General features: G+C 65.3%; 18 protein-coding genes and 1 pseudogene. 7 read left to right on the top strand and 12 right to left on the bottom strand.

What is annotated here, in order from left to right:
* The first annotated feature begins 16 nt into the window (after positions 1 to 16).
* The 4 genes and pseudogenes from ASF77_RS19610 (at position 17) to ASF77_RS19595 (ending at position 5,504) form a co-directional block, all read left to right on the top strand.
* Positions 17 to 853 (top strand): oxidoreductase, encoded by an 837-nt coding sequence (locus ASF77_RS19610; RefSeq protein ID WP_056343268.1) that lies wholly within the window; start codon positions 17 to 19, stop codon positions 851 to 853.
* 37 nt (positions 854 to 890) lie between these two features.
* Positions 891 to 1,826: an AraC family transcriptional regulator gene (locus tag ASF77_RS19605; RefSeq protein WP_056343267.1), complete on the top strand. Its 936-nt coding sequence runs from the start codon at positions 891 to 893 to the stop codon at positions 1,824 to 1,826.
* 145 nt (positions 1,827 to 1,971) lie between these two features.
* Positions 1,972 to 3,148, top strand: a pseudogene (locus tag ASF77_RS19600) (acyl-CoA dehydrogenase).
* 316 nt (positions 3,149 to 3,464) lie between these two features.
* Positions 3,465 to 5,504 carry a bifunctional diguanylate cyclase/phosphodiesterase gene (locus ASF77_RS19595; protein WP_229445504.1) on the top strand — a complete coding sequence of 680 codons (2,040 nt, stop codon included), beginning with the start codon at positions 3,465 to 3,467 and terminating at the stop codon, positions 5,502 to 5,504.
* On the opposite strand, the gene ASF77_RS19590 is transcribed toward ASF77_RS19595, so the two are convergent.
* The 12 genes from ASF77_RS19590 to ASF77_RS19535 form a co-directional block, all read right to left on the bottom strand.
* Entirely contained in the window at positions 5,501 to 5,938 is a 438-nt protein-coding gene (locus ASF77_RS19590; protein WP_156648950.1) for a hypothetical protein, read from the bottom strand. The genes ASF77_RS19595 and ASF77_RS19590 overlap by 4 nt on opposite strands.
* Before the next feature lie 125 nt (positions 5,939 to 6,063).
* A complete protein-coding gene (locus ASF77_RS19585; RefSeq protein ID WP_156648949.1) occupies positions 6,064 to 6,744 on the bottom strand; it encodes an OmpW family protein in 681 nt (226 codons plus the stop codon).
* Positions 6,745 to 6,818: 74 nt separating this feature from the next.
* Positions 6,819 to 8,180 carry an SGNH/GDSL hydrolase family protein gene (locus tag ASF77_RS19580; RefSeq protein WP_056343257.1) on the bottom strand — a complete coding sequence of 454 codons (1,362 nt, stop codon included), beginning with the start codon at positions 8,178 to 8,180 and terminating at the stop codon, positions 6,819 to 6,821.
* 392 nt (positions 8,181 to 8,572) lie between these two features.
* Positions 8,573 to 9,601 (bottom strand): L-threonylcarbamoyladenylate synthase, encoded by a 1,029-nt coding sequence (locus tag ASF77_RS19575; RefSeq protein WP_056343254.1) that lies wholly within the window; start codon positions 9,599 to 9,601, stop codon positions 8,573 to 8,575.
* Complete coding sequence (locus ASF77_RS19570) at positions 9,598 to 10,797, bottom strand: 5-(carboxyamino)imidazole ribonucleotide synthase (RefSeq protein ID WP_056343250.1); 1,200 nt, start codon at positions 10,795 to 10,797, stop codon at positions 9,598 to 9,600. Before ASF77_RS19570 ends, ASF77_RS19575 begins: the two co-directional genes overlap by 4 nt.
* Positions 10,798 to 10,804: 7 nt before the next feature.
* Positions 10,805 to 11,302, bottom strand: a complete 498-nt coding sequence (gene purE, locus ASF77_RS19565; RefSeq protein WP_056343247.1) for a 5-(carboxyamino)imidazole ribonucleotide mutase — start codon at positions 11,300 to 11,302, stop codon at positions 10,805 to 10,807.
* On the bottom strand, positions 11,303 to 12,199 hold the full coding sequence (locus ASF77_RS19560; protein ID WP_056343243.1) for a phosphoribosylaminoimidazolesuccinocarboxamide synthase: 897 nt from the start codon (positions 12,197 to 12,199) through the stop codon (positions 11,303 to 11,305). It lies immediately after the preceding gene.
* A 106-nt stretch (positions 12,200 to 12,305) separates the two neighbouring features.
* Entirely contained in the window at positions 12,306 to 13,370 is a 1,065-nt protein-coding gene (gene fba / locus ASF77_RS19555) for a class II fructose-bisphosphate aldolase (protein WP_056343239.1), read from the bottom strand.
* 65 nt (positions 13,371 to 13,435) lie between these two features.
* Complete coding sequence (gene pyk / locus ASF77_RS19550; RefSeq protein ID WP_373961953.1) at positions 13,436 to 14,908, bottom strand: pyruvate kinase; 1,473 nt, start codon at positions 14,906 to 14,908, stop codon at positions 13,436 to 13,438.
* 59 nt (positions 14,909 to 14,967) lie between these two features.
* Positions 14,968 to 16,173: a phosphoglycerate kinase gene (locus ASF77_RS19545; RefSeq protein ID WP_082493915.1), complete on the bottom strand. Its 1,206-nt coding sequence runs from the start codon at positions 16,171 to 16,173 to the stop codon at positions 14,968 to 14,970.
* Between the two features lie 50 nt (positions 16,174 to 16,223).
* On the bottom strand, positions 16,224 to 16,568 hold the full coding sequence (locus ASF77_RS19540) for an AzlD domain-containing protein (RefSeq protein ID WP_056343235.1): 345 nt from the start codon (positions 16,566 to 16,568) through the stop codon (positions 16,224 to 16,226).
* On the bottom strand, positions 16,561 to 17,307 hold the full coding sequence (locus ASF77_RS19535; RefSeq protein ID WP_056343231.1) for an AzlC family ABC transporter permease: 747 nt from the start codon (positions 17,305 to 17,307) through the stop codon (positions 16,561 to 16,563). Before ASF77_RS19535 ends, ASF77_RS19540 begins: the two co-directional genes overlap by 8 nt.
* 186 nt (positions 17,308 to 17,493) lie before the next feature.
* On the opposite strand from ASF77_RS19535, the gene ASF77_RS19530 reads away from it, so the two are divergent.
* The 3 genes from ASF77_RS19530 to ASF77_RS19520 are packed head-to-tail and all read left to right on the top strand — an operon-like array spanning position 17,494 to position 19,310.
* The gene (locus ASF77_RS19530) at positions 17,494 to 17,688 is read left to right on the top strand and encodes a zinc-finger domain-containing protein (RefSeq protein WP_056343230.1); all 195 of its coding nucleotides are present in this window, start codon (positions 17,494 to 17,496) and stop codon (positions 17,686 to 17,688) included.
* Positions 17,689 to 17,716: 28 nt separating this feature from the next.
* A complete protein-coding gene (locus tag ASF77_RS19525; protein WP_056343227.1) occupies positions 17,717 to 18,724 on the top strand; it encodes a YheT family hydrolase in 1,008 nt (335 codons plus the stop codon).
* On the top strand, positions 18,717 to 19,310 hold the full coding sequence (locus ASF77_RS19520; RefSeq protein ID WP_056343225.1) for a DUF2946 family protein: 594 nt from the start codon (positions 18,717 to 18,719) through the stop codon (positions 19,308 to 19,310). Before ASF77_RS19525 ends, ASF77_RS19520 begins: the two co-directional genes overlap by 8 nt.
* The last annotated feature ends 152 nt before the right edge of the window (positions 19,311 to 19,462 follow it).

Raw genomic sequence — 19,462 nt, 5'->3', positions numbered from 1 at the left:
AACATGGAGAGCAATCATGCGTAAAACCTGGTTCATCACGGGTGCCGGTCGCGGCATCGGCGCCGACATCGCCCGCGCCGCCCTCGCCCACGGCGACAACGTCGTCGCTACGGGCCGCAGTCTGGCCCAATTGCAGGAGCGCTTCGCGGATGCCGATCCGGCGCGCCTGCTGCCGCTCGCCCTCGACGTCGCCATCGAAGCGCAGGCGCTTCCCGCCGTCGAGGCCGCAGTCGAGCGCTTCGGCCGGATCGACGTGCTCGTCAATAATGCCGCCTACGGACAAATGGGCAACCTGGAAGAAGTGCCGATGGCCGCAGTCGCACGTCAGTTCGACGTGAATGTCTACGGCGTGATGCACATGCTGCAGGCAGTGCTGCCCGTCATGCGGCGCCAGCGCGCCGGCCACGTCATCAATATCAGCTCGGTCGGCGGCTTGCTCGGCTTCAGCGGCGCTTCGGTGTATTGCGCGACCAAGTACGCGATCGAGGGCTTGTCGGCTTCGCTGGCAACCGAACTGCAACCATTCGGCATCCACGTGACTGCGGTCGAACCCGGCTTCTTCCGGACCGAATTCCTCGATGCAAGCTCGGTGCGCTATGGCGCGAAGACGATCGACGACTACGCCGCACAAGGTACGGTCGAGGACGCCTACAGTCCCTACCGAGGCAAGCAGCTGGGCGATCCGGTCAAGCTGGCTGCGCTCGTCGTTCGCCTTGCGGGGATGGAAACGCCGCCGCAGCAGTTGCTGGCTGGCAGCGACGCCGTTGCCATGACGCAGGCCGCGCTCGCTGCCCGCCGCGCTGGGCTGGACGAATGGCGCGTCCTGTCGGAGTCCACCGACCACGCAGCCTAGGGCCGGCGCCGATGGTGTATCCTGACTGCTCATCGCCATGACACCACTCGACCATACGTCCGCTGCCGGCGCCCTGGCGCGCCTGGCCGGCCACCTGGCCGCCCTTGCGCCGTACGACGGCAGCTTCGCGACCTGCATTCCCGGTGTGCATGCCGTGCGCGCCGCCAGTTCCAGCACGGAACTGGTGCACGGCCTGCACCGCCCGGCCTTGTGCATCGTCGCCCAGGGGGCGAAGACGGTGATGCTGGGCGGCGAGTCGTACGACTACGACCCGTCGCGCATGATGATCTTCTCGCTCGACCTGCCGATCGCGGCGCTGATTCGCCAAGCAAGCGCGGCGGCACCCTATCTATCCTTCCGGCTCGACTTCGACCAGGCGCGCCTTGGCGAACTGATCCTGAAGGTTTATCCGGACGGCGTGCCGCCGCTGCGCGACCAGCGCGCGGTGCACGTGGCGCAGGCCGGCGAGCCTGTCATCGACGCGGCGGCACGGCTGATGGCGCTGGCGGCGCAGAAGGAGGATGCTGCGTTGCTGGCGCCGCTGGTGATCGACGAAATCCTGCTGCGCCTGCTGCGCGGCCCGTTCGGCGCGCGGCTGGCGCAGCTTGGCCGGATCGAATCGCACCGCATCGGCAAGGTCGTCGCCTGGATCCGCGCCAATTACGACCAGGCCATCCGCATCGACGACATGGCCGCGCTTGCACACATGAGTCCGTCTTCACTGCACGAGCAGTTCAAGTCGCTGACCTCGATGAGTCCGTTGCAGTTCCAGAAAACCCTGCGCTTGCAGGAGGCGCGGCGGCTGATGCTCTCGACCGGCATGGATGCGAGCCTGGCCTGCCAGCGCGTAGGCTATGCGAGCGCCTCGCAGTTCAGCCGCGAATACACACGCCATTTCGGCGACGCGCCGACGCGCGACATTTCGCGCCTGCGCAATGTCGGCCTGGCAAACGCGGTTTCCTTCGCGCAGTAGCCGGCAAGGGTCTTGTCCATACAATTATGAAAATGGCTGTCGCAGTTTGAAAAGATGGCCCGCGCTCTCCTTCCTATAATGGCCTGGCGCGGCGCGGCACCACCGCACGCTGCGCCTCCCACAAGAAACCGAGACCAGGACATCCATGAACCATTCCGATTCGCCACGCAAGGCCGCCTTCCACTGGGACGATCCGCTGCTGCTCAACAGCCAGCTGACCGACGAAGCTGCAGCCGCGCATCCTGGAAGCCTTCCGCCACGAGGCGATGGACACGACCATCTTCCGCGAGATGGGCGAACTCGGCCTGCTCGGCCCGACCATCCCCGAACAATACGGCGGCCCCGGCCTGAACTACGTCGCCTACGGCCTGATCGCGCGTGAAGTCGAGCGCGTCGATTCGGGTTACCGCTCGATGATGAGCGTGCAATCCTCGCTCGTGATGGTACCGATCTACGAGTTCGGCAACGAGGCGACCAAGCAGAAATACCTGCCGAAGCTGGCCACCGGCGAATGGATCGGCTGCTTCGGTTTGACCGAACCGAACCACGGCTCCGATCCGGGCTCGATGGTCACGCGCGCGCGCAAGGTCGATGGCGGCTATGCGCTGACCGGTTCGAAAATGTGGATCACCAATTCGCCGGTCGCCGACGTGTTCGTCGTCTGGGCGAAAGACGACGAAGGCGCGATCCGCGGCTTCGTCCTCGACAAGGGCATGGAAGGCCTGAGCGCTCCTGCCATTCACGGCAAGTTCGGCCTGCGCGCCTCCGTCACCGGCGAGATCGTGATGGACAACGTGTTCTGCCCTGAAGAAAACGCCTTCCCCGACGTGCGCGGCCTGAAGGGCCCGTTCACCTGCCTGAACTCGGCGCGCTACGGCATCGCCTGGGGTGCATTGGGTGCAGCCGAAGCCTGCTGGCAGACGGCGCGCCAGTACACCATGGATCGCCACCAGTTCGGCAAACCGCTGGCCGCGAACCAGCTGGTGCAGAAGAAGCTGGCCGACATGCAGACCGAGATCACCCTCGGCCTGCAGGGCTGCCTGCGCCTGGGCCGGATGAAGGACGAGGGCACGGCGGCGGTCGAGATCACCTCGATGATGAAGCGTAATTCCTGCGGCAAGGCGCTGGACGTGGCGCGCGTCGCGCGCGACATGCTGGGCGGGAACGGCATCTCCGACGAGTTCGGCATCATCCGCCACATGGTCAACCTCGAAGTCGTGAACACCTATGAAGGCACGCACGACATCCACGCCCTGATCCTGGGCCGGGCGCAGACGCATCATCCGCCACATGGTCAACCTCGAAGTCGTGAACACCTATGAAGGCACGCACGACATCCACGCCCTGATCCTGGGCCGGGCGCAGACGGGTATCGCTGCGTTCTAACGCCGCTACCCCGGCCCGTCTATCCGGGCCGGGTAAAAGCCTGTATAGATGCGTGTTGATCTGGCAACAGATCGAATAAAGCGCCGCTCTGGTAACGAATCGACACTACTTTCGCGTTACCATGTGTGCTTAATCAAGCAAGCCCCTGATAGTGTTCCACCTATCTCAAGCGCGCGGAACATGCACTCATCTAGCCATCCAGCAACGACGAATTTGCGTTCCCCGGCGGCGTCCGGCTTGTCGCTCGAGCTATTGCTGAGCAACTTGCCGGGCGTGGCCTACCGCTGCCTGAACGATCCCGACTGGACGATGATCTTTTTCAGCGCCGGCGTCGAAAAGCTCACCGGCTACCCGGCATCGGCCTTCACGGGCGAGCATCCGATGTCGTTTGCCAGCCTGATCCATCCAGACGACCGCGCCCGCGTCGCCGAGGAAACCGAGACCGCGGTGCGCGAGCGCCGCGCCTTCCAGTTCACCTACCGCTTCACGACCGCATCCGGCAAGCTGCGCTGGGCCTGGGAACAGGGCTCGGCCGTGTTCGACGAGGACGGCAATGTCGAGGCGCTCGAAGGCTTCATCGGCGACATCACGGTGCTGCGCCGCGCCGACATGCTGGCGCGCGAACAGGCCGCGCTGCTGGATAAGGCGCGCGACGCCATCTTCGTGATGGACATGGGTTCGCACATCACTTACTGGAACAAGGGCGCCGAGCGGCTCTACGGCTGGGAAGCGGAGGAAGCCGTCGGCCAGCGCATGTCCGACCTGCTGTGCGACGACCACGCCGCCTATAGCGAAGCCTACAAAACCGCGCTTTACGAAGGCGAATGGGTGGGCGAACTGCACCAGCGCCGGCGCGACGGCAGCCTGCTGCACGCCGACACGCGCTGGACGGTGGTGCCGGCCGACCCGGCCACGAGCGCGCCGCAAAAGATCCTGGTGATCAGCACCGACATCAGCGAGCGCAAGAGCAACGAGGCGCGTATCCACCGCCTCGCCTATTTCGACGCCCTGACCGAACTGCCGAACCGCGCCAGCCTGCTCGACCACCTGCGCCGCGCCCTGCTCGGCAGTGCGCGGTCGCGCAAGATCGGGGCGCTGATGTTCCTCGACCTCGACAATTTCAAGACGCTCAACGACACCCACGGCCACGCGGCCGGCGACATGCTGCTGCAGGCCGTCGCCCGCCGCCTCGAGCACAGCGTGCGCGAAGCCGACATGGTGGCGCGCCTGGGCGGCGACGAGTTCGTGATCCTGGTGCAGCCCGAGGAAGAGACGATGGAGGCCGCCGCGCACCAGGCCGAAACCGTGGCTGCCAAGGTGGTGAACGCGATGCGCGCGCCCTTCCAGCTGGCCGATTTCGCGTATGCGGTCTCGACCAGCGTCGGCGTGACCATGATCAGCGGCGCCACCGACACCGTCGAATCGACCCTGAAACAGGCCGACACGGCGATGTACCAGGCCAAGGCGGCCGGACGTAACACCTTCCGCTTCTTCGACCCCGACATGCAGGCCAAGTGGACGGCCCGCTCGGAACTCGAGAACGGGCTGCGGCGCGCACTGCGCAACCACGAGTTCATGCTGAACTACCAGCCGCAGCTGGACGGCGAGAGCCGCGTGATCGGCGCCGAGGCGCTCCTGCGCTGGCGCCAGCCGAACGGCGACATCCTGTACCCGACCGATTTCATCAAGCAGGCCGAGGAAACCAGCCTGATCGTCGACATCGGGCGCTGGGTACTGGGCACGGCCTGCCTCGAGCTGGCTGCCTGGCAGAGAAATCCGGCCACGCGCCACCTGTCGCTGTCGGTGAACGTCAGCGCGCGCCAGTTCGTCGAGCCCGATTTCGTCGCCATGACCCAGGAGATCCTGGCGGCCACCGGTGTCGATCCGCACGGCCTGAAATTCGAACTTACCGAGACGCTGGTGGTGACCGATTTCGCGCACACGGTCGAGACGATGGAAACCCTGCGCCGCCTCGGCATCACCTTCTCGCTCGACGACTTCGGCACCGGTTACTCGTCGCTGGCCTACCTGCGCAAACTGCCGCTGGCCCAGCTGAAAATCGATTATTCCTTCATGCGCGACGTGCTCACCGACCGCAACGACGCCTCGATCGTGCGCTCCATCATCGCCCTCGGCGGCAGCCTGGGCCTGCAGGTGATCGCCGAAGGCGTCGAAACCCAGGGCCAGCGCGAATGGCTGTCCGAAGCCGGCTGTTTCGTGTACCAGGGCTACCTCTACGAGCGCGCGCTCAGCGGCGAGCGTTTCGCGGCCTACGCGTCCAGCCTGCATTAAGCCTGCAGGCCCCACTGGAGCTGGCAGAAGGCGGTGATGCGTTCGATCGCCGCATCGATCGCATGCTCGTGCAGGCCGGCGCCGAAGCGTAGGCTGCCAGTCTCCGTGCGGATTTCGATCAAGCCTTCCCCCAGGCCGAGCGCGGCCCATTTGCCTTCGGGCGAAGACGGCGCCGGCGCCGGCAGGCGGCGTACGGCCAGGATCTCGTGGACGAAACAGTCGAAGCGCTGGCCCGGCATTCCTTCGCTGCGGACGACGATGAGGCTGTCCCTGAACACGAGGTTGCGGTACAGGATGCCAAGCATGCAGGCGAGCATGCCGAGCGCCACTGCGATGAACAGGTAGCCGGCCGCGCCCTGCGGCGCGCGCTGCCCGCTGTTCGCCAACACGGGAACGAGCATGGAGATGCCCAGGCAGCTCAATATGATCGGCATGAAGCGGCACTGCCGCGGGCAAACGAGGTGCAAGGTTCTGGGCTGGTGCATGGATGAATGGACGTAAAAAAAGCCGGCAAGGCGGTGGCGCCCGGCCGGCCGGAGGCGGCGAACCGCGCGGATCCTTAGAACTTGTAGCCGACGGCCAGCACCACGGCGACCGGATCGAGCTTCATGTGCTGGTTCTGGCCGGTGGAGAAGTGCACGTCGGTGCGCACACGGCTCTTGTTGACGGTGACGTCGGCGAACCATTTTTCGTTGAAGTTCATCGCCACGCCGACTTGCGCCGTGTAGGTGAACTTGTTATCGATGTCGAAGGTCGTCGGGTTGCCGCCCGGGTTGGTCAGGGCGGTCAGCTTGCCCGAACCGCGCGCCTTCATGAAGTAGGCATAGGTGGCGCCGATGCCGACGAAGGGACGGAAGGTCGCCGTCGGTGCGAAGAAGCGGTACTGCGCGAACAGGGTCGGCGGCAGCGCCTCGACCGTGCCCAGCTCGCCGGTGCCGGCGATCGAACCCGCGCCGATGATCTTGTGCTTGTACGGCGTGCCGAGCGCGCCTTCGAGCGAGATGTTGTCGGTCAGGCCGTAGGCGATGATCACGACCGGCTGGATGTCGCTCTTGACGTCGGCCTTGGTGAACGGCAGGGCCGGCGCCGAGATGTCGCCGCTCTCGACCTTCGGGGTCAGCTGGTTGACGCCGACCTTCACGGTGAACTGGCCGGCCGACTGGGCCGACGCGCCCGCGGCGCATGCCAGCGCGGCGGCGGCGACCAGCGTTTTGGCGACGCTATTCATACGTACTTTCATACTTTCTCCTGAATTCTTGTTGAAGCCGGCCGCACCCGCCCCTTGGAGGCAGGCGCGGCCAATCTGTTATCGGATTACAGCCAGCCTTTGACAGCCATGTCTTTCAAGACATAGCGCGTGACCAGCCAGTACTCGTACGGGGTCGGGTGGATGTCGTCGGCGAACATGTAGTGGCTCACGTCCGGCGCCGACAGCGTCTTGGCGGTGCAGGTCAGCGACGAGTCGCTGGTGCAGGCCTTCTGCGCGGTGTTGGTCAGGCCGTAGATGGCCGGATTGGCGACCTGGTCGCGGCTGACGGAGAACAGGTCGACGTAGGCGATCTTCGGATCGTCGCCCAGGCCGGCCTTTAGTTGCGCGTTGAAGGCGTCGACCATGGCGCCGATCAGCACCTGGGTCTCCGCGCTCTGCGCCTTGCCCGACGGGGTGCTGGCGACGTCCGGCAGGTTGTTGACGACGACATAGTTCGCGCCCTTGGCGACGATCTGGGTCTTCACCAGCGCAGCCATTTCGGCGCCGGCCTTGCCGAGTGCGGCGACCATGGCCGGACCTTGCGCGGCGGCGTAGTCGGCGCCGGCCTTGGCGCCGGCGGCGGCCGCATCGGTACCGGCCTTGGCGGCGGCGGCCTGCGCTGCTGCCGGATCGGCTTGCAGGTTAATGGCGGCCATCACGGCGGCGCCGGCGATGGTCTGCTGGTTGCCGCCCGCAGCCGCCGCGGTCTGCACTGCGGTGGTGATGGCTGCCGGTGCGGCGGCGCGGTTTGCGGTCGGCACGGTGGCGACCAGGCCGGTGACCAGCAGGGTCGGGAAGGCCGTCTGGCCGGCACGGGTGCCGGCCGCGGTGGCGCCGGCGCTCAGCGCGCCCAGTTGCATCAGCACGTCGTTACCGCCGGACATGACGGTGACCAGCTCGGTGCCGCTGAACTTGCCGTTGACGTTCGGCTTGGCCAGGTGGTTGGCGATCTGGGTCACGAGCGGCACGGTCAGCTGGCCCACTTGCGGATCGTTGGTGCGGTGGTGCGAACCGATCGGATCGGTCACGCGCGAGCCGCCCTGCGCATAGTTGTAGCAGTTGGCGTAGTTGACGACCGGGACATTGAAGTCGAGCGCCGGGTTGGCGTTGTCGACGCCTTGCAGGCCGGTCTGGGCGGCGCATGGCTTCGGCAGGTTCAGCTCGGCAGCCAGGACTTCCGTCCAGTTCTTGCCGGTGTAAGCCGGGTTGACGCTCGTGTTGTCGCCGTTGATGGTGAAGGTGCCGCCGCCGGCGGCCGCGATCGCGCCGACTTTATACGTGCCGACGTCCGACAGGCTGTCGCCGAAGCTGACTTGCTGGCTGAACGTAACGGCGTGCGTTTGATCGCCACCGCTGCTGCCGGTGCCGCCGCATGCGGCCAGCGCGGCTGCGGTCAGCAGCGCGAGCGCGAAATTCGTTTGACGCATTGTGTCTCCTAAGGGAATGAACTATTTTTCTGTGAAACGAACGCTCGTGCTATTCGCATCCCAAACTAATATGCCAGTCTTCTTTCCGCTTGTATAGAAATTTCCCTTGTCATGGTGTCAACCAAAGACAACAGGCAGAAATGGTGGATGGCAACTCTTGTCGATTATAACAAGCATTGCCTTGCGTAATATCTCGAAAGGTAACAGCTTGGGTGCTAGGAAATATGGGTGTGGCGTGGGTGTTAGAGGACGCGATTGATGCGGGTTTGCTTGCGTTATCGCGGTGCGCATTCTGCACGCGGGCATGCCCGCCCTACCGTGTACCGCAGCGTGGTGTAACGTAGGGCGGGCATGCCCGCGTGGAAACGGTGCACGCCCGCGCCGGATGAGGCTTACACCTCAGCGTCGCGATTCAACAAGCCATGCACGATCCCGGTCGAACCATGTGCCGCACGGCGCAGGCGGTCGTTGACTCCCAGCCAGGCCCCGTCCTGCGGCGGCGCCTCGACCAGGATCACGTCCGCCCCTTGCCCGTCCATCGCGCGCAAAGCCGCGTACAAGGCATGCGCAAATCCTTCCGGCGTGGCCGGCAGGCGCTCGCTGGCATGGGCATTCCACAGGTCGGAATAATGGATCAGCGCGACCTTGCGTCCCGCCGCCGCCATCTGCTCCAGGGTGCGCACCAGCGTGGCCGTGTCCTGCATCGCCACCGGCGTGTGCGGCGCGTAATGCGATTCGAGCGTGCCGGAGGCGCGCGGCGCAGCAACGTCAGGCGCGGCCGGGATCTGGTCGATCACGGCGGCAATCGCCTCCGCACTGACGTGCCCGGGCCGCAGCAGCACCGGGCCGTGGGTGGCCAGGCGCGACAGGTCGACGATGGTCGACTCGATGCCGACTTGCGACGCGCCGCCGTCGAGCACCGTGGCGACGGTGCCGTCGGCGCCGAACTCGTCGCGCACGTGCTGGGCCAGGGTCGGGCTGACGTGGCCGAATTTATTCGCCGACGGCGCCGCGACGCCGCCCTGTCCGCCTTTGAAGGCGCGCAGCAGGGCGATCGCCACCGGGTGCGCGGGGCAGCGCAAACCGACCGTGTCCTGGCCGCCGCTGACGGCGTCCGGAATGTTGGGCGCGCGCTTCAAAATCATGGTCAGCGGGCCGGGCCAGAAGGCGTTCGCCAGGGCATGCGCTTCCGGCGGAATCTCGGCGGCCCAGTGCGCGATGTCCGCTTCCGGCGCCAGGTGCACGATCACCGGATGATCCTGCGGGCGGCCCTTGGCGGCGTAGATGGCGGCCACCGCCGCCGGGTTCTCGGCATCGGCGCCGAGGCCGTACACGGTCTCGGTCGGGAAGGCGACCAGGTTTCCCCCTTCCAGGGCACGCGCGGCCGCTTCGATGGCCGTGATATCGATGTCCTGGCTCACGCTGCGATCCCCAGGATGGCGCAGGCGGCCTGCAACTGCGCCTGCGCTTCGTCCAGCGTCGGCGCAACGAAGGTGACATGGCCCATCTTGCGGCCGCGGCGCGGATCGTCCTTGCCGTACAAGTGGACAAAAGCGCCCGGAAGCGCCAGCACCCGATCCCAGGCCGGTTCGCGAAGCGTGTCGCCCTCGAACCAGACGTCGCCCAAAATATTGAGCATCACGGCCGGCGAATGCTGGCGTACGTCGCCCAGCGGCAAGCGCGCCATCGCCCGCACCTGCTGCGCGAACTGGCTCGTCATGCAGGCGTCGATCGTGTAATGACCGCTGTTGTGCGGGCGCGGCGCCATTTCGTTGACGACCAGGCTGCCGTCCGTCAGCACGAAGAATTCGATGCACAGCACGCCCACATAGCCGAGCTGGGCGACGATGGCGCGCGCCGCGTCCTGCGCCTTTTGCGCGCATTCGGGCGAAACGTTCGGCCCCGGCACGACCGTGGTAAACAGGATGCCGTCGCGGTGCACGTTCTCGGCGATCGGATACACGACCGAGGCGCCGTCATGGCCGCGCGCCGTCAGCACCGAGACCTCGTAGGCCAGCGGCAGCATTTTCTCGAGCAGGCAGGTAACGCCCTGCATGGCGGCAAAGGCGGCGCGCACGTCCTCGCGGCTTTTGACGCGCACCTGCCCCTTGCCGTCGTAGCCCATGCGCACGGTTTTCAAAATACCCGGCAGCAGATCGTCGTCGATGGCGTCGATGTCCTCGTTCGAGGCGATCACCTTGTGCGGCGCCGGCATCACGCCCGATTGCGGCGCGCAGTCGACAAAGAAGCGCTTTTCCAGCACCCGATCCTGGGCGATCGACACGCAGGCGCCGCTCGGTGCGACGAAGCTGCCATGCGCCAGCAGGTTCATGCTGTCGGCCGGCACGTTCTCGAATTCGGTAGTGACGGCCGCGCACAGGGCCGACAACTGGCCCAGCGCCACGCTGTCGCCGTAATCGGCATCGATCAGGCGCTCGGCGACCTGCCCGGCCGGGCAATCGGCCGCCGGTTCGAGCACGGCCACCTTGTAGCCCATGGCCTGGGCGGCGTGGGCGAACATGCGGCCGAGCTGGCCGCCGCCCATCACGCCGAGCCAGGTCGGCGGATTGGCGCTGGGCAGGAAGGCGCCGTTGTGAGAAGTACTTTTGTTGCTCATAAAAATATCAGACAGGCAGGATCATCGCTTGGGCGGCGGCGGTCTGATCCAGGCGGAACTGTTCCAGCCGGGCCGCCAGGGCGTCGTCGTTCGCGGCCAGCAGCGCCACCGCCGTCAGCGCGGCATTCGCGGCGCCGGCTTCGCCAATGGCGAAGGTGGCGACCGGCACGCCTTTCGGCATCTGCACGATCGACAGCAGCGAATCCTCGCCGCGCAGGTATTTCGAGGGCACCGGCACGCCCAGCACCGGCACGATGGTTTTGGCGGCGACCATGCCCGGCAGGTGGGCCGCGCCGCCGGCGCCGGCGATGATCGCGCGCAGGCCGCGCGCACGCGCCGTTTCGGCATAAGTGAACATCTCGTCCGGCATGCGGTGTGCCGAAATGACTTGCGCCTCGAAAGGCACACCGAACTGCTTCAGGACATCGACTGCGTTCTTCATCACGTCCCAGTCGGACGACGAGCCCATGATGATGCCAACCAAAGGTTTTGCTTCGCTCATCATTCAGGCCTTCAGCTTTTCGCCGGTCAGGCGTTCGATGGCTTCGAAGTACTTGGCTTGGGTCTTGTCGATCACGTCCTGCGGCAAGCTTGGTGCCGGTGCGGTCTTGTTCCAGTCGGAGAGCGTCTCCAGGTAGTCGCGCACGAACTGCTTGTCGAACGACGGCGGCGACATGCCCGGCGCGTAGGAATCGGCCGGCCAGAAGCGCGAGGAATCGGCGGTCAGCACTTCGTCCATCAGGTGCAGCACGCCATTGTCGTCGAGGCCGAATTCGAACTTGGTGTCGGCGATGATGATGCCCTTGGTGGCGGCGTACTCGGAAGCGGCGGTGTAAAGGGCGATCGAGACGTCGCGCATTTTCGCTGCCAGTTCCGGGCCGATGCGCGACTCCATGTCGGCGAACGAGATGTTCTCGTCGTGCTCGCCCATGTCGGCTTTCGCGGCCGGGGTGAAGATCGGCTGCGGCAGCTTCTCGGCCTGGCGCAGGCCGGCCGGCAATTGAATACCGCAGATGGCGCCGCTTTGCTGATAGTCCTTCCAGCCCGAGCCGATGATGTAGCCGCGTACGACCGCCTCGACCAGGATCGGCTTCAAGCGCTTGGCGACGACCGCGCGGCCGCGCACCTGCTCGACTTCATCGGCTGCGACGACGCTTTCCGGCGCCACGCCGGTGAGGTGGTTCGGCACGATGTGGCCGAGCTTCTCGAACCAGAAATCGCTCATCTGGTTCAGCACCATGCCCTTGCCCGGGATCGGTTCGTTCATGACGACGTCGAAGGCGGACAGGCGGTCGGTGGTGACGATCAGGATCTTGTCGTCGCCGACGGCGTAGTTGTCGCGCACTTTGCCGACGCCCAGCAGTGGCAGGGACTTGATCGAGGTTTTATAAAGGCTGTTCATGGGAGGAGACTCAGAAAAACGGTGCCGGCGGGCCGCGTGAAACGGCGCGCCGCTAAGAACATGAAAGAAGCACGGGCTGCCGCAGCAGCCCGTTCACACTGACGGTTTACTTGACGACTTGCGCCAGCTCGCCGGCCTTGTAACGCTCGGCCATCTTTTCCAGCGGGATCGGCTTGATCTTGCTTGCCTGCCCTTCGCAGCCGAAGGAGATGTAGCGCGCCTTGCAGATCTCGGTGGCGGCTTCGCGCGCCGGCTTCAGGTAATCGCGCGGGTCGAACTTCGACGGGTTCTGGAACATGTACTTGCGGATCGCGGCAGTCATGGCCAGGCGGATGTCGGTGTCGATGTTGATCTTGCGGACGCCGTGCTTAATGCCTTCCTGGATCTCTTCGACCGGCACGCCATAGGTTTCCTTCATGTCGCCGCCGAATTCGCGGATGATCGCCAGCAGGTCTTGCGGCACCGACGACGAACCGTGCATCACCAGGTGGGTGTTCGGGATGCGCGCGTGGATTTCCTTGATGCGGTCGATCGCCAGGATGTCGCCGGTTGGCTTGCGGGTGAATTTATAGGCGCCGTGCGAGGTGCCGATGGCGATGGCCAGGGCGTCGCACTGGGTGCGGGCGACGAAGTCGGCCGCTTGCGCGACGTCGGTCAGCAACTGCTCGCGGGTCATGGTGCCGTCGGCGCCGTGGCCGTCTTCCTTGTCGCCCTTCATGGTTTCCAGCGAACCGAGCACGCCCAGTTCCGCCTCCACCGTCACGCCGATCGAGTGCGCGAACTTGACGACTTCCTTCGACACTTCGACGTTGTATTCGTAGGAAGCGACCGACTTGCCGTCCGCTTCGAGCGAACCGTCCATCATGACGGAACTAAAACCCGAACGGATCGCGGCCATGCAGACTGCCGGCGACTGGCCGTGATCCTGGTGCATGACGACCGGGATGTGCGGGTAGGCTTCGACGGCGGCGTCGATCAGGTGACGCAGGAAGGCTTCGCCGGCATACTTGCGCGCGCCAGCCGAGGCTTGCATGATCACCGGGCTGTTGGTGGCGTCGGCCGCGGCCATGATGGCCTGGACTTGCTCGAGGTTGTTGACGTTGAACGCCGGCAGGCCGTAGCCATTTTCAGCAGCATGGTCCAGCAATTGACGCAGTGATACGAGTGCCATGGTAGTACTCCAAGATAAAAAAACCGTTTAGAAGCTTCGACAACACGAAGCCGCCATTTATTCTGTTAATCCTTGTACGTCTCGCCGACCCGCACGATTTTCAGCGCGTTGGTGCCGCCGGCCTCGCCCATCGGCGAGCCCCAGGTGACGACAATGGTGTCGCCCGGGTTGACCATGCCTTCCTTGATCAGGAGCTCTTCCGCCTTGCGCAGCACGGCGTGGCTGCCGCCTTCCTGCAGCAGGTGGAATGCTCGCACGTTGCGATACAGGGAGGCCTTGCGCTGCGTCGTTTGTGACGGGGTCAGGGCAAAAATCGGGGTGTCGATGTTATGTCGGCTCATCCACAGTGCCGTCGAGCCCGATTCGGTCAGGGCGACGATCGCCTTCACCGCCAGGTGGTGAGCGGTGAACAAGGTGCCGTAGGCAATCGACTGGTCGATGCGGGTGAACTCGACGTTCAGGAAGTCGGCGTCGAGCTTGTTGTATTCCGACTGTTCCGCCTCCAGGCAGATCGCGGCCATCATCTCGACCGTCTCGATCGGGTATTTACCGGAGGCCGTTTCGGCCGAGGTCATGACGGCGTCGGTGCCGTCCAGCACGGCATTCGCCACGTCCGAGACTTCGGCGCGGGTCGGCACGGCGTTCACGATCATCGACTCCATCATCTGGGTCGCGGTGATCGCCAGCTTGTTCGACGCGCGCGCCATGCGGATCATGCGCTTTTGCAGCGCGGGCACGGCGGCATTGCCCACCTCGACGGCCAGGTCGCCGCGCGCGACCATGATGCCGTCCGAGGCGTCCAGGATTTCCTGCAGCACGGGAATCGCTTCGGCACGCTCGATCTTGGCGATCATCATCGGCTTGTGGGCATACGGTTCGCCCGCGATATTGGCCAGCTGGCGCGCCATTTCCATGTCGGTCGCGCTCTTCGGGAAGGAGATCGCGAGGTAGTCGGCCTGGAAGCTCATCGCGGTCTTGATGTCTTCCATGTCCTTGGCGGTGAGCGCCGGCGCGGTCAGGCCGCCGCCCTGGCGGTTGATGCCCTTGTTGTTCGACAGCTCGCCGCCCACCTTCACCGTGGTGCAGATCTCGTGGCCGGCGACCTTGTCGACCACCAGCACGATCAGGCCGTCGTTGAGCAGCAGCCGGTCGCCCGGGCGCACGTCGCGCGGCAAGGCCTTGTAGTCGAGGCCGACGCGTTCCTGATTGCCCAGCTCGCCATTTTCTCCCCACTTGGCGTCGAGGATGAAGCGGTCACCATTGTTCAGGAAGATCTTGCCCTCTTCGAACTTGCCGACGCGGATCTTCGGCCCCTGCATGTCGGCCATGATCGCCACTTCCGTGCCGCACTCGGCGGCGGCGCGGCGCACCAGCGCGGCGCGGTCGATGTGATCCTGCGCCTTACCGTGCGAGAAGTTCAGGCGCACGACGTCGACGCCGGCGCGGATCATCTTGACAAGGATGTCGAAATCGGTCGATGCAGGGCCGATGGTGGCAACGATCTTGGTGGCGTTGTACAGGGGGCGCATGGCGTGCATGGGTTGGGATCCTCGATTCTGAAAAGAGAAGCGCAGCCTCGGGGCTGCGCTGGCACTCATTATTTTGCGTTTCGCTGCAGCAGGATCTCGACTGCCGGCAGGGTCTTCCCTTCCAGGAACTCGAGGAAGGCGCCGCCGCCGGTCGAGATATAGCCGATCTGGTCGCCGATGTCGTACTTGGCAATCGCGGCCAGGGTGTCGCCGCCGCCGGCGATCGAGAAGCCCTGCGACCCGGCGATGGCCAGCGCCAGCGTCTTCGTGCCTTCGGCGAACTGGTCGAATTCGAACACACCGACCGGGCCGTTCCAGACGATGGTGCCGGCTTGCTTCACTTGCTCGGCCAGCATGGCGGCCGTCTTCGGGCCGATGTCCAGGATCATGTCGTCGTCAGCCACGTCGGCCACGTCCTTGACGGTGGCGGCGGCGGTCGGCGAGAACTCTTTCGCGCAGACGACATCGACAGGAATCGGCACCGAGGCGCCGCGCGCGCTCATCATGTCGATGATCTGCTTGGCCTCATTGACCAGGTCGTTCTCGACCAGCGACTTGCCGATGTTCAGGCCGACGGCCTTCATGAAGGTGTTGGCGATGCCGCCGCCGACGATCAGGTTGTCCACTTTACCTGCCAGGCTTTGCAGGATCGACAGCTTGCTCGACACTTTCGAGCCGGCGACGATCGCCAGCAGCGGACGCGCCGGCTGGCCCAGGGCTTTACCGAGGGCGTCGAGTTCGGCGGCCAGCAGCGGGCCGGCCGCGACGACCGGGGCAAACTTGGCGATGCCGTGGGTGGTCGCTTCGGCGCGGTGGGCGGTGCCGAAGGCATCGTTCACGTACACGTCGCACAGCTTGGCCATCTTCTGGGCCAGTTCGTCGGCGTTTTTCTTTTCGCCCTTGTTGACGCGGCAGTTTTCCAGCAGTACGACCTGACCTGGGGCGACGTCCACGCCGTCCGTCCAGTTCTGCTTCAGTTCGACCGGCTGGCCGAGCAGTTCGGAGAGGCGCGCGGCGACCGGCGCCAGCGTGTCTTCCGGCTTGAATTCACCCTCGGTCGGGCGGCCCAGGTGCGAGGTCACCATGACGGCGGCGCCGGCTTTCACGGCCGCCTGGATGGCGGGGATGGAAGCGCGGATGCGGGTGTCTTCGGTGATGTTGCCGTTGTCATCCTGCGGCACATTCAGGTCGGCGCGGATGAAGACGCGCTTATCCTTCAGCGCATCGCGGTCGATCAGGTCTTGCAAGCGGGTGAAACTGAGAACGGCGTCCATGTCGGCTCAACAGTGAAATAGTGAAAGAACGATATTCTACCGCACGCCACTTATTGAGCAGCACCAAAAACGTGCAAGACACGCAACAGAGTGAAGACCAGCATGCCGAACACGATGGTTTGCAACATGTTACGGCGCCACAGATAAAAACCGAGCGCGGCAATACCGGCCAGCAGCTTTGGATTGCCCAGTTCCAGGTGGACGCCGCCGCCGGCGTCGAGCAGCAGATCCGGCCCGATGATCGCCGCCAGCGCGCAGGCCGGCGCATAACGCAGCATTTCCTGGACGCGCGGCGGAATCGCGACTTTGTGTCCGATCAGCCAGAAGCCGCTGCGCGTGATTGCCGTCGACAGGGCCAGTACCACGATGGTGGCCCAGATTTCCCATTCAGCCATGGCGCGACTTTCTTCGTTCCAGCACGGCTTCGGTCGCCATCGCCGCCAGCATGCCGGCGAACACCGCCACCAGCAGGCCGAGTTTATAAGGGAAACCATTGGCGATCACCGAGACGGCGCCGGCCACCAGCACCCCGCACAGGGCCGCGCTATTCGCCACCAGCGGCACCGTGATGCACAGGATGGCCAGCGTGCCGGCAAAGCCCAGGCCCCATTCGGCCGGGATCGCGCTGCCGACGAAAATGCCGGTCAGCGAACCCACCTGCCAGGCCGTCCAGTTCGGGAATACCAGCCCTTTCAGATAGGACAATTTGCCCGGCACGGGCGCCGCGGTCGGAAAGCGCTGCAGGAACATCGCCACCGTCAGGTCGCCGGCGATATAGCCGTACATCAGGCGCTGGCGCCAGGGCAGGTGCGTGAAATGGGGCGCGAGCAGGGCCGAGAAGATCACGAAGCGCAGGTTGACGACCATGGCGGTGGCGAAAATCACCCAGATCGGCGCATGCGCCAGGATCAGGGGCAAGGAGGCCAGCTGCGCGGAACCTGCGAACACCAATAAGGTCATACCGCTGGCCTGCAGCGGCGTCAGCCCGGTCTTGACCATGGCGATACCGACCACCAGGCCCCAGGCCGCAATCCCGAACAGGCTCGGCAGGCCGGTACGCAAGCCTTCCTGCCAGAGGGCGGGATCGTGGCGTTCGGTGACGGCGGTGTGCTGAACAGGCTCGGGCGCGTTCATGTCGCCGTCCTGCAACAGGCTGAATCGGGAGAGCGGCGAAGGAAACGAGGACTGAAGGGCATTGAACCGGGGAGAAGGCTGGCCGGGCGGCCGTGATCGATTCGTCATTCTACCGATCATTCGAAACTGCCGCTCTTATCCGTTAAAATCCTGTCTTTGCCCAACTTTGCGTACCGGAGAATTTGAATGACTGACAAGACGATGCCTGTGGTGGAACTCGAGGCCAAGGATCTGCCGGCCCACTGCCCGAACCCGGCCATGCCGCTGTGGTCGTCGCACCCGCGCGTCTTCCTCGATTTCGACCATGAGGGCACGGCCAAGTGCCCGTACTGCGGCACCCACTACCGCCTGGCCCCAGGCGTGGCCTTCAAGCACCACTGATGCGGATGCGGCGCGTCGACATGCACCAATGAGCTATCGCGCCCCACGGTGGCTGCCCGGCGGCCACCTGCAAACCATCTATCCCGCCACGCTGGTAGATAAGCCGGCGGTGGCCTACCGGCGCGAGCGCTGGACGACCCACCATCCGACCCTGGGCGAGGATTTCGTCGATGTGGATTTCGTCGACGGCGAGCCGGGTAAACCCCTGGTTGTGCTGTTCCACGGGCTGGAAGGCTCGTCGAACAGCCATTACGCGCGCGGCCTGATGGCGGCGCTCAAGGCCCGTGGCTGGTCGGGCGCGGTGCCGCATTTCCGCGGCTGCTCGGGCGAACCGAACCGCACGGCGCGCTTCTATCACTCGGGCGACTCGCTGGAAATCGCCTGGATCATGGAACGCCTGCGCGGGCGCGCACCCGGCCCGCTGTTCGCCGCCGGCGTGTCGTTGGGCGGCAATGCCCTGCTGCGCTGGGTGGGCGAATCGGGCAGCGCCGCCGGTTTCGTGACGGCTGCCGCGGCGATTTCCGCCCCGCTCGATCTGGCGCGCGGCGGCGAAGCCCTGTCCTCGGGTTTCAACATGCTGTATACGCGCATGTTCCTGCAGACCCTGAAACCGAAATGCTTGGCCAAACTGGAACAGTTTCCCGGCCTGTTCGACCGCTCGGCCCTGCTCGCCGCGCGCGACCTCTACGCCTTCGATAACGTCGTCACCGCGCCCTTGCACGGCTACCGCGACACCAACGACTACTGGCACCGCGCCAGCGCGCGCCACGTGCTGCACGAGATCACCGTGCCGACCCTGGTGCTGAATGCGCGCAACGATCCTTTCCTGCCGGGCCGGCATCTGCCGGGCTCCGCATCGAAGGCGGTGACGCTGGAGTACCCGGACGAAGGCGGCCATGTCGGCTTCCCGGTCGGGCCCTTCCCGGGCCGGATCGACTGGCTGCCGCGGCGCATTCTCTCCTTCTTCGATGAAGTCGCCGGTACCTGCGGCGCGCCGGCTCGCGCTGAACTGTGCGAAGCTCCCTCCCATGGATGACATCGTAAAACAGGCAATGGCCAAATGGCCGAACGTGCCGCACTGCTACGGCTGGCTCGCGCTCGACGCGCGCGGCGGCTGGCGCATGCGCGACGAAGCGGCCCAGCAGGCGAACGCGGCCGGCGACAAACTCAACAACGCTGCGCTGGTTGGCTTTATCAACCGCAACTACGGACATGACGATGCCGGCCGCTGGTACTTCCAGAACGGCCCGCAGCGCGTCTACGTGAACCTGGAAGCGGCGCCGTATATCGCGCGCACCGATCCGGCCCAGGGGTTGCTGCTGCATACCGGCGCGGCGCTCGCCAACATCGAGCGCCTGTACCTGACCGAGGTCGGCATCGCCATCGTGCAGACAGGCGACGTCGTCGCCCAGCTCGACGACCGCGATGTGGCGCAATTGTTCGAGGCACTGGAGCTCGATGGCAAGCCGGCTGGCGACGAGGCGCTGCTGCGCTGGCTCGATGGCGGTGCCGGGACACTGACCCTGCGCTGGCGCGGCGAGGCGGTGCCGGTGGAACGCATCGCGCGCGCATCGCTGGCGCAGCATTTCAACTTTGTGCCTACGCCGGCACCTGACGCCTGATCACGCTTGAAACGGACGCCGTTGTAGGGTGGGCGCCCCCGCGCCCACGCGGTACGGACGTCTCACGCAGCCACGTACGGTAACGTATCGCTCGTTGGCGCGAATGACGGCGCAAATGGAGACGCCCCAAGGAGTTCGGTATGGCTATCGGC

Origin of the sequence: Massilia sp. Leaf139 (genome assembly GCF_001424165.1) — a bacterium.
Taxonomy (GTDB): Bacteria; Pseudomonadota; Gammaproteobacteria; order Burkholderiales; family Burkholderiaceae_D; genus Telluria.
The sequence above is the reverse complement of the archived record's forward strand: the minus strand, read 5'-3'. Positions and strand labels throughout refer to the sequence as shown.